The 11,659-nt window shown below is 64.1% G+C and carries 3 protein-coding genes and 2 pseudogenes; 4 read left to right on the top strand and 1 reads right to left on the bottom strand.

Features of this window, described 5'->3' with window-relative positions; genetic code table 11:
- Positions 1 to 47 precede the first annotated feature (47 nt).
- Positions 48 to 986, bottom strand: a complete 939-nt coding sequence (locus NLY42_RS15635) for a transglutaminase-like cysteine peptidase (RefSeq protein WP_023687774.1) — start codon at positions 984 to 986, stop codon at positions 48 to 50.
- 322 nt (positions 987 to 1,308) lie between these two features.
- Here NLY42_RS15635 and NLY42_RS15630 point away from each other — a divergent pair, with 322 nt between their 5' ends.
- The 4 genes and pseudogenes from NLY42_RS15630 to NLY42_RS31810 all read left to right on the top strand — a co-directional run.
- Positions 1,309 to 7,788, top strand: coding sequence for a DUF5801 repeats-in-toxin domain-containing protein (locus NLY42_RS15630; protein WP_286497540.1), 6,480 nt, complete (start codon positions 1,309 to 1,311; stop codon positions 7,786 to 7,788).
- Positions 7,700 to 8,248: pseudogene (locus tag NLY42_RS15625) on the top strand (cadherin-like domain-containing protein); the annotation flags it as partial. The gene NLY42_RS15630 and the pseudogene NLY42_RS15625, both read left to right, overlap by 89 nt.
- Positions 8,249 to 8,252: 4 nt before the next feature.
- Positions 8,253 to 11,270: a beta strand repeat-containing protein gene (locus NLY42_RS15620; protein ID WP_502882205.1), complete on the top strand. Its 3,018-nt coding sequence runs from the start codon at positions 8,253 to 8,255 to the stop codon at positions 11,268 to 11,270.
- Positions 11,182 to 11,655, top strand: a pseudogene (locus tag NLY42_RS31810) (cadherin-like domain-containing protein); the annotation flags it as partial. The gene NLY42_RS15620 and the pseudogene NLY42_RS31810, both read left to right, overlap by 89 nt.
- Positions 11,656 to 11,659: the final 4 nt, after the last annotated feature.

Below are 11,659 nucleotides of genomic sequence, written 5' to 3'. Positions count from 1 at the left end.
ATTGCGTCAAACAAGAGATAGAGCGCTCAAGACTCTCTGATGGGAGCTTACGGCTGCACACCTTCACCAGGCGCGACCGTCGAAAGGCCGCCCTTGATATCGGCTATTTGAGCAGAACCGGTCTTCGCGCCATGGATCCACGCGCGATCGGTGCTGAACGAATACAGCGGCACGTAGGTCGGCAGGTCTGTGTCGCGGGAAACTACATTGCTCAAACTGTCGAGAATGAAGACGCCGCTGCCGGTGCTGACCGACAGCACGGCATGAAAGAAACCGCGCTTGCGATCCTGCAAGACGACCAGCGACATGCTCTGCGCCGGGATGCCTGCATGCAGCAGCGCGGCCATCTTGAGGATGGCGAAATCCTCGCAGTCCCCTGCCCGCCGCTCAAGGATTTCCCGGGGCTTGGCCCAGTAGTCGAGCTTGCCGTAAACCACGCTGTCCTTCTTGTAGGCGATGGCGCGATTTATACTTGAGTTGACGAAGGACAACTTGTCGATGAAGCGCTTGTTCCCGGCTGCCTTGACTATCTCGGCAAAGGCGCTGTTCTTGCGTTCGCACGCGCTGCTCGCGGTACAGTCGACAATTGCCTTGTAGACCGGCGCCCAGCGCGCCGAAACCGGGAAATTGCGCATCGACAGGGCAACAGAACCGAACACGCCGGGAATGATCGCCGCCGTCTGGATCAGGTCGATCCCGGCGGCAGGCGGCGCGATCGAAGAACCACGCTTTTCATCAACGGCAACAGAGCTGCTGAAAATCATGCCGATCCGGTAGGCTGAAACCGGCTGCCATGGCTGCGGCCGAGCCAGCGAAACGCCGCCGAGACTGGAAGGGGTTTCGACCGCCGCCAGAACTCCAGCGGCAGCGCCGGCATTCACGGTAATTGCTTTCGCGGATGATGGCTGCGGCAGGCTTGTGATCGCCATTGCCAGCAGGATGAGCCTGAGCCCGGTTATTCCCAGGGCAGATTTTTCTTTTTTCATAACGCCCACCTCTTGACTGTGGACGGTACCAATCTTGTCTCAAATTACTGGAAAGGAAGGTGGATAAGTTTCCTTCAATCGGGAATACCTATTTTGTGTAAAACTTTATTCAAACTTATACTTCTGTTTACCAATCCAGCTCAGCCGGCGGATATAAACGAAGCGCGGCGCGGTCAATGTATATCAGATTATATCTTCCGGGTTTACCACACGTAAAAAATGCCGAGACTTGCATACCGGGATATATGAAATTGATTGCGGGACAGTTGCAAAGCAGAAGTCGTCACTGTCTCTATCCGGGAAATGCCGGAGGGGTTTGGCGATGACGACCAGTAACGATTTGGATACCGTCTCGAATTCTTGGGACGAGCACTCTTCACATGAACATGGCGGCTCGCCATCGCAGGCAGGCATCCAGGTAGCGCAGGCCGCTCAGGCGGCGCCTGCCGAGCCGGTGCCGGTCGATGTCGGCAGTGGCGCACCCGTTCAGCCGGCAGCACCCGCGGAGGCGAAAGCGCCGGCGGCAGCCGCGCCGCATGAATACGTGGCCGACGCCAGCAACATCGTGAAGCTTCCGGCGGACGTCTCCATCGACAACATCAAGGTCGACGGCCACAATCTGTTGCTGGAACAGGCCGACGGTTCAGTCATCCTCATCAAGGATGGCGCGCTCAACGTGCCGACCTTCATCATCGGTGATGTCGAAGTTCCGCGCGTGGCCTTGCTGGCCGCTCTTGAAGCGAGCCACGTCGATGTCGCCTTCGGTGCCGATGGTTCGATCTCGGCCGGCCCGGGCGGCGCCCCAGGCAGTGCCGGCGGCGACTTCACCATTCCCCCAGGTGGTATCGGCGACGGCTTCGATCTTTCCGCATTGTTGCCGCCGACGGACCTGCAATTTGGACGGCTGGAGCCGCGTGAGCTGACGATCGGGGTCAGGGAAGAAGATACGACGCCGACAATCGACATTGGCTCCGGATTTGTCGTCAACGAGGCCGCGCTTTCCGACGGGACGGACCCGGCCAGCACCGCCGAGCAGGTTTCAGGGACCTTCAACATCGTCTCGGGTGATGGCATCGGGACGCTTGTCATTGACGGTGTGGACGTGACCAACGGCGGCAGCGTTGCCGGGCAATACGGCACGCTCGTGGTCACCGGCAATCCTACGAACGGCTATAGCTGGATTTATACCCTTGCCGACAACACTCTTGATCATCACGACAACTCATCGACCGGAACGACCGAGGGGGTTTCCGACAGCTTTGCCGTCGTGGTTACAGACACAGACAATGATCCGGCCACCGCGACCCTCAATATTGGTGTGCTGGACGACGGCCCAACGCTTTCGGTCCAGGCAACTGCGCAAGCGGCACAGTTGCTTTCGGTCGAACTCGACGAGACGGTCGGCGGCGACCGCTACAATAGCGGCGAGACTGAAGATGCCGGCGGTAACGCCAACACGGATGACGGCGTTGGCCTGGCCCAGGTGACGACCGGCCTGGCGGGTGGCCTTTCTTCGCTATTCGCCGTTGGCGGCGTCTACGGTGCAGACGGACCGGGCAGCACGACCGGGCAGTTGGCATTCACCGGCATTCCGGCCGGTGGCCTTGCCACGAATCTCATTGCCACGGACGGCGGGGCCATTACGCTCTTCCTCGAAGGAGGAGTGATTGTCGGCCGCGACACGCAGGGTGATCAGGTCCTGACCATTGCGATCACCGGCGCGCCCGGCGCAGAGCAGTTGCAGACCACGCTCTACGAAGCGCTCAACCATGGCGCCGACGGCAACAAGTTCGATTCCGAACTCAATCTGTCGCTGACCAATGGCGGCCAGGTTCAGCTGCAATATGAGGTAACGCGCCAGGACGGCGACGGCGACACCATTACCGAGAAGGCGACCGTCGACCTGATCAACGGCCAAGGCTCCGCATTCTCCTTCGACGACGATGGGCCAAGCCTAACGGTCGGCGCCCACGATGGAGCGGCTGGCCTGCTTTCCGTCGAGCTTGACGAGACGGTTGGCGCGGATCGCTACAATGGCGCTATCGGCGAGACCGAAGATGCCGGCGGCAACGCCAACACGGATGATGCCGGTCCGGGCCTGGCGCAGGTCAACACCGCGGTAGCAGGCGGACTGACCAATCTGTTCACTGTCGGCGGCAGCTATGGTTCGGACGGTCCTGGTACCGTTACCGGGAATCTGAGCTTTACCGGCATTCCGGCCGGTGGCCTTGCCACGAATCTCACCGCCACCGACGGCGGCGCCGTCACGCTCTTCCTCGAAGGAGGAGTGATCGTCGGCCGCGACACGCATGGCGATCAGGTTCTGACCATCGCGATCACCGGGGCGCCTGGCGCCGAGCAGCTGCAGACCACGCTCTACGAAGCGCTCAACCATGGCGCCGACGGCAACAAGTTCGATTCCGAACTCAATCTGTCGCTGACCAATGGCGGCCAGGTTCAGCTGCAATATGAGGTAACGCGCCAGGATGGCGACGGCGACACCATCACAGAGAAGGCGACCGTCGACCTGATCAACGGCCAAGGCTCCGCATTCTCCTTCGACGATGACGGGCCGAAGGTTACTGGCACCGCCCAGGTCACCGCGAATGTCGACGAAGACGGTCTGCACAACAGCCAGTCCACCGGAAATGCCGACAATCTTCAGCCTGGCGAAGTGACCGGAACAAACTCCGCGGTTGCCATCGGTGCTGCCGGCGCATTGAATGCAATCGTCGACTTCGGCTCTGACGGCCCGAATGCGACTTCGGCCTTCGGCCTTGTCACCCAAACCACCCCATCGGATTCGGGATTTGATTCGAAAGGCGGCAATGTCCTCATCGTCTCCGACGGCACGACCCTGACCGGCTATGTCGATGTAGGCGCCGGCGCCGGCTATCAGGCGGGCACGGATCGTCCTGTTTTCACCCTGACCGTCGGTGCGGACGGCTCCTATGTCTTCACCCTGATCGATCAGATCGATCATCCGACTCTGGATATGCTCCCGGGCGACAACACCGAAAATACGCTTGCCAATGGCGGTATCGATCTTTCGGCCTTTGTCGTTGCCATGGACGGTGACGGCGATACCATCGGACTGGCGGCTGGTACATTCAAGGTCCAGGTGCTCGACGACGTTCCGCAGATCGTCGCGCGGGATGCCGGCACGACGACCACAACCACGACCGAAACGATCGTCTACACGCTGCAGGCAGGCAACACCGATGTTCGCGGCATGGATGGCGCAGGCAACCACGACATCAAGCTCAGCGCCGTCGACATCAACGAAGGCGACAATTCCGTCAACACCACCGGCACCAAGATCGGCGTTGGCGACGGCCAGATCATCGACGGATACGAAACCCATCCGCATTTGACCGGCCCCGAAATCGTGACGATGGACTTCGTCAACAATCTTGTCATCGCCCCCAACAATCCGAATCCGCCCAGCATCACCGACGGTGGTTCATACGACGTCGACTCGGTCAAGTTCACGATCGATGTTGCGGAAGCCCAGGGTGTCGAAGCCGCCGTGATGTTCATCGGCGCCAAGGACGGTGGCACATTCGAGCCGTTCACCGTGAGCATCAATGGTGTGCTGACGGCCGGCACGGCTGTCTTCGAGGGCGGCGTGCAGGTGGGCTATGCCTTCGCCGGCGTGCCCGATGGTGCGACTGTCGAGGTCATCGGCAGCACCCCGTTCGACCAGCTCAAGGTGGGCAACTACAACGATTTTACCTTCGATTCCAACGCTGGCGGAACCGATGCGACCCTGACTGGCGGCAACCCGTTCAAGATCTTCGGCATCGAAGCCAAGGTCACGACAGTCACAACGCAGACCGAGGTCTTCCGGGTCAGCCACGACGAGTCCGCCGGCGTCAACAACGCCGCAGATCCCAATCCGGCGGATGACACCGCTCTCTCCCCGCCAGCTCTGGTGGACGAGCCGGGGGCGTTGGGCTACGCAAAATCGTCAGCCAGCGCGCTCGGCCTTTTCAACGCCTCGGTCGGCGCCGATGACGACGCGACATTCTCGTTTGCCGTCACCGACGCGATTGGCAATCCGCTGTCAAACGTCGATTCCGGCCTGAAGACACTCGACGGCTCGGCGATCATGCTCTCGACAAATGCGGACGGCGTTCTCGTTGGTTCTGCCAACGGCGTCGACGTCTTCAAGGTTTATGTCGATCCGACCGGAGCGGTCTGGATCGGGCAATATCAGCCGATCGCTCACAATGTCGACGGTTCAAGCACCGCAGCCTTTGACGACATAGCGACCGTCGCCGCCGACCTGCACGTCAAGGCCACCATCACCGATTTCGACGGCGACACGAGCACCGCCGTATCCCATGTCGCGTTGAGCATCGAATTCCAGGATGATGGCCCGGTTGCGGTCAACGATCAGGACTCGGTCACCGAAGATGGGCCGCTCACGGCAGACGGCAATGTGATCACGGGCGTGGGTGGCGCCGACGCAAACGCAACCGACGGCCACGCGGATCACCTCGGCACCGACGGCTTGGGCTCGATCACCTGGGACGGCGCCGTTGCCAACCACGTTGCTGGAACCTACGGCCAGCTTACGGTGGGCGCCGACGGCAGCTACACATATGTGCTCTACACCCAAGCCCAGAACCCGGCCGGGTATGCCGCGGTACAGGCGCTGGATGTCGGCCAGACCGTGGCCGAGAGCTTCGACTATGCTGTGGCGGATGGCGACGGCGATACCGCTCTGGCGTCCCTGACCATCACCATCAACGGCACCAACGACGTGCCGCAGATCGTCGTCGACCAGGGCAACCCGGCCGGCGCGCACGACCTGGTCTATGAAGCCGGCCTTGCGGCGGGCTCGGCGGCCGGCAACGGCAGCACGGTGGCGACCGGCACCTTCACGGTATCGGACCCCGACGGCCTCGACGACGTCCAGAGCGTCACCATCGGCGGCACCACGGTTGCCATCGGCAGCCTCAACGGTTCGACCTTCCCGGGCGACCACGGCACGCTGCTGATCACCGGCTACAACGCGGTAACTGGCGTAGCGACCTACCAGTACACGCTGACCAGTCCGACCACGGACGTTCCCGCCGTCACCGAGACCGAGACCTTCTCGCTCACCGTGTCGGACGGCACCTCCTCGTCAGCCCCGGCGGCGATCGTCATAGACATCGTCGACGACGTGCCGACGGCAGTCTCGAACAGCAACAATGCTGCCGAGGGCGCCATCGTGACCGGCAACGTGCTGACCAACGACGTGGCCGGCGCCGACGGCTTTGCCGCCGGTGGCGGGGTTGTCGGCGTAGCCGCCGGCAGCAACACCGCAGTGCCGGTGAGCGGCGGGCTTGGCGGGGCGGGCATTCCCGGCACCTATGGCACGCTGACGCTGAACGCCAACGGCACCTACAGCTATGACGGCCTGCCCAACGTGGTCCCGGTCGGCGGCGCGACGGACACCTTCGTCTACACCATCATGGATGGCGACGGCGACCTGTCGACGACGACGCTCACCATCAACCTGTCCGACAGCGGCCTGGCCGCTTCCAACGACGACCTGACGGTCAACGAGGCGGCGCTGCCGATCGGCAGCAACCCGTCGAGCACCGCCGAGACCATCGCCGGCACTGTCGTCGACAATGTGTCGGGCGGCACCGGTCCCTACACCTACGCACTGCTGAGCAGCGCCACCGGCGTGCACGGCACGCTGACCTTCAATGCCAACGGCACCTACAGCTACACGCTGACCTCGCCGGTCGACGGCGTCGACGCCAACAACGGCACCAACACCGTCAACAACGTCGAGAGCTTCACCTACCAGGCCACCGACGCCAACGGCAACACGATCACCAACACCATCACCATCGACGTCACCGACGACGTGCCGACGGCAGTCTCGAACAGCAACAATGCTGCCGAGGGCGCCATCGTGACCGGCAACGTGCTGACCAACGACGTGGCCGGCGCCGACGGCTTTGCCGCCGGTAGCGGGGTTGTCGGCGTAGCCGCCGGCAGCAACACCGCAGTGCCGGTGAGCGGCGGGCTTGGCGGGGCGGGCATTCCCGGCACCTATGGCACGCTGACGCTGAAACGCCCAACGGCACCTACAGCTATGACGGCCTGCCCCAACGTGGTCCCGGTCGGCGGCGCGACGGACACCTTCGTCTACACCATCATGGATGGCGACGGCGACCTGTCGACGACGACGCTCACCATCAACCTGTCCGACAGCGGCCTGGCCGCTTCCAACGACGACCTGACGGTCAACGAGGCGGCGCTGCCGATCGGCAGCAACCCGTCGAGCACCGCCGAGACCATCGCCGGCACTGTCGTCGACAATGTGTCGGGCGGCACCGGTCCCTACACCTACGCACTGCTGAGCAGCGCCACCGGCGTGCACGGCACGCTGACCTTCAATGCCAACGGCACCTACAGCTACACGCTGACCTCGCCGGTCGACGGCGTCGACGCCAACAACGGCACCAACACCGTCAACAACGTCGAGAGCTTCACCTACCAGGCCACCGACGCCAACGGCAACACGATCACCAACACCATCACCATCGACGTCACCGACGACGTGCCGACGGCAGTCTCGAACAGCAACAATGCTGCCGAGGGCGCCATCGTGACCGGCAACGTGCTGACCAACGACGTGGCCGGCGCCGACGGCTTTGCCGCCGGTGGCGGGGTTGTCCGGCGTAGCCGCCGGCAGCAACACCGCAGTGCCGGTGAGCGGCGGGCTTGGCGGGGCGGGCATTCCCGGCACCTATGGCACGCTGACGCTGAACGCCAACGGCACCTACAGCTATGACGGCCTGCCCAACGTGGTCCCGGTCGGCGGCGCGACGGACACCTTCGTCTACACCATCATGGATGGCGACGGCGACCTGTCGACGACGACGCTCACCATCAACCTGTCCGACAGCGGCCTGGCCGCTTCCAACGACGACCTGACGGTCAACGAGGCGGCGCTGCCGATCGGCAGCAACCCGTCGAGCACCGCCGAGACCATCGCCGGCACTGTCGTCGACAATGTGTCGGGCGGCACCGGTCCCTACACCTACGCACTGCTGAGCAGCGCCANCNGCGTGCACGGCACGCTGACCTTCAATGCCAACGGCACCTACAGCTACACGCTGACCTCGCCGGTCGACGGCGTCGACGCCAACAACGGCACCAACACCGTCAACAACGTCGAGAGCTTCACCTACCAGGCCACCGACGCCAACGGCAACACGATCACCAACACCATCACCATCGACGTCACCGGACGACGTGCCGACGGCAGTCTCGAACAGCAACAATGCTGCCGAGGGCGCCATCGTGACCGGCAACGTGCTGACCAACGACGTGGCCGGCGCCGACGGCTTTGCCGCCGGTGGCGGGGTTGTCGGCGTAGCCGCCGGCAGCAACACCGCAGTGCCGGTGAGCGGCGGGCTTGGCGGGGCGGGCATTCCCGGCACCTATGGCACGCTGACGCTGAACGCCAACGGCACCTACAGCTATGACGGCCTGCCCAACGTGGTCCCGGTCGGCGGCGCGACGGACACCTTCGTCTACACCATCATGGATGGCGACGGCGACCTGTCGACGACGACGCTCACCATCAACCTGTCCGACAGCGGCCTGGCCGCTTCCAACGACGACCTGACGGTCAACGAGGCGGCGCTGCCGATCGGCAGCAACCCGTCGAGCACCGCCGAGACCATCGCCGGCACTGTCGTCGACAATGTGTCGGGCGGCACCGGTCCCTACACCTACGCACTGCTGAGCAGCGCCACCGGCGTGCACGGCACGCTGACCTTCAATGCCAACGGCACCTACAGCTACACGCTGACCTCGCCGGTCGACGGCGTCGACGCCAACAACGGCACCAACACCGTCAACAACGTCGAGAGCTTCACCTACCAGGCCACCGACGCCAACGGCAACACGATCACCAACACCATCACCATCGACGTCACCGACGACGTGCCGACGGCAGTCTCGAACAGCAACAATGCTGCCGAGGGCGCCATCGTGACCGGCAACGTGCTGACCAACGACGTGGCCGGCGCCGACGGCTTTGCCGCCGGTGGCGGGGTTGTCGGCGTAGCCGCCGGCAGCAACACCGCAGTGCCGGTGAGCGGCGGGCTTGGCGGGGCGGGCATTCCCGGCACCTATGGCACGCTGACGCTGAACGCCAACGGCACCTACAGCTATGACGGCCTGCCCAACGTGGTCCCGGTCGGCGGCGCGACGGACACCTTCGTCTACACCATCATGGATGGCGACGGCGACCTGTCGACGACGACGCTCACCATCAACCTGTCCGACAGCGGCCTGGCCGCTTCCAACGACGACCTGACGGTCAACGAGGCGGCGCTGCCGATCGGCAGCAACCCGTCGAGCACCGCCGAGACCATCGCCGGCACTGTCGTCGACAATGTGTCGGGCGGCACCGGTCCCTACACCTACGCACTGCTGAGCAGCGCCACCGGCGTGCACGGCACGCTGACCTTCAATGCCAACGGCACCTACAGCTACACGCTGACCTCGCCGGTCGACGGCGTCGACGCCAACAACGGCACCAACACCGTCAACAACGTCGAGAGCTTCACCTACCAGGCCACCGACGCCAACGGCAACACGATCACCAACACCATCACCATCGACGTCACCGACGACGTGCCGACGGCAGTCTCGAACAGCAACAATGCTGCCGAGGGCGCCATCGTGACCGGCAACGTGCTGACCAACGACGTGGCCGGCGCCGACGGCTTTGCCGCCGGTNGCGGGGTTGTCGGCGTAGCCGCCGGCAGCAACACCGCAGTGCCGGTGAGCGGCGGGCTTGGCGGGGCGGGCATTCCCGGCACCTATGGCACGCTGACGCTGAACGCCAACGGCACCTACAGCTATGACGGCCTGCCCAACGTGGTCCCGGTCGGCGGCGCGACGGACACCTTCGTCTACACCATCATGGATGGCGACGGCGACCTGTCGACGACGACGCTCACCATCAACCTGTCCGACAGCGGCCTGGCCGCTTCCAACGACGACCTGACGGTCAACGAGGCGGCGCTGCCGATCGGCAGCAACCCGTCGAGCACCGCCGAGACCATCGCCGGCACTGTCGTCGACAATGTGTCGGGCGGCACCGGTCCCTACACCTACGCACTGCTGAGCAGCGCCACCGGCGTGCACGGCACGCTGACCTTCAATGCCAACGGCACCTACAGCTACACGCTGACCTCGCCGGTCGACGGCGTCGACGCCAACAACGGCACCAACACCGTCAACAACGTCGAGAGCTTCACCTACCAGGCCACCGACGCCAACGGCAACACGATCACCAACACCATCACCATCGACGTCACCGACGACGTGCCGACGGCAGTCTCGAACAGCAACAATGCTGCCGAGGGCGCCATCGTGACCGGCAACGTGCTGACCAACGACGTGGCCGGCGCCGACGGCTTTGCCGCCGGTGGCGGGGTTGTCGGCGTAGCCGCCGGCAGCAACACCGCAGTGCCGGTGAGCGGCGGGCTTGGCGGGGCGGGCATTCCCGGCACCTATGGCACGCTGACGCTGAACGCCAACGGCACCTACAGCTATGACGGCCTGCCCAACGTGGTCCCGGTCGGCGGCGCGACGGACACCTTCGTCTACACCATCATGGATGGCGACGGCGACCTGTCGACGACGACGCTCACCATCAACCTGTCCGACAGCGGCCTGGCCGCTTCCAACGACGACCTGACGGTCAACGAGGCGGCGCTGCCGATCGGCAGCAACCCGTCGAGCACCGCCGAGACCATCGCCGGCACTGTCGTCGACAATGTGTCGGGCGGCACCGGTCCCTACACCTACGCACTGCTGAGCAGCGCCACCGGCGTGCACGGCACGCTGACCTTCAATGCCAACGGCACCTACAGCTACACGCTGACCTCGCCGGTCGACGGCGTCGACGCCAACAACGGCACCAACACCGTCAACAACGTCGAGAGCTTCACCTACCAGGCCACCGACGCCAACGGCAACACGATCACCAACACCATCACCATCGACGTCACCGACGACGTGCCGACGGCAGTCTCGAACAGCAACAATGCTGCCGAGGGCGCCATCGTGACCGGCAACGTGCTGACCAACGACGTGGCCGGCGCCGACGGCTTTGGCCGCCGGTGGCGGGGTTGTCGGCGTAGCCGCCGGCAGCAACACCGCAGTGCCGGTGAGCGGCGGGCTTGGCGGGGCGGGCATTCCCGGCACCTATGGCACGCTGACGCTGAACGCCAACGGCACCTACAGCTATGACGGCCTGCCCAACGTGGTCCCGGTCGGCGGCGCGACGGACACCTTCGTCTACACCATCATGGATGGCGACGGCGACCTGTCGACGACGACGCTCACCATCAACCTGTCCGACAGCGGCCTGGCCGCTTCCAACGACGACCTGACGGTCAACGAGGCGGCGCTGCCGATCGGCAGCAACCCGTCGAGCACCGCCGAGACCATCGCCGGCACTGTCGTCGACAATGTGTCGGGCGGCACCGGTCCCTACACCTACGCACTGCTGAGCAGCGCCACCGGCGTGCACGGCACGCTGACCTTCAATGCCAACGGCACCTACAGCTACACGCTGACCTCGCCGGTCGACGGCGTCGACGCCAACAACGGCACCAACACCGTCAACAACGTCGAGA

The sequence above is a fragment of the Mesorhizobium sp. C372A genome (assembly GCF_030323245.1).
GTDB lineage: Bacteria > Pseudomonadota > Alphaproteobacteria > Rhizobiales > Rhizobiaceae > Mesorhizobium.
The sequence above is the reverse complement of the archived record's forward strand: the minus strand, read 5'-3'. Positions and strand labels throughout refer to the sequence as shown.

What these genes read in the sequence shown, in the direction of transcription:
- NLY42_RS15635 (WP_023687774.1), bottom strand. Translation starts at nt 986, where the DNA reads ATGAAAAAAGAAAAATCTGCCCTGGGAATAACCGGGCTCAGGCTCATC.
- NLY42_RS15630 (WP_286497540.1), top strand. Translation starts at nt 1,309, where the DNA reads ATGACGACCAGTAACGATTTGGATACCGTCTCGAATTCTTGGGACGAG.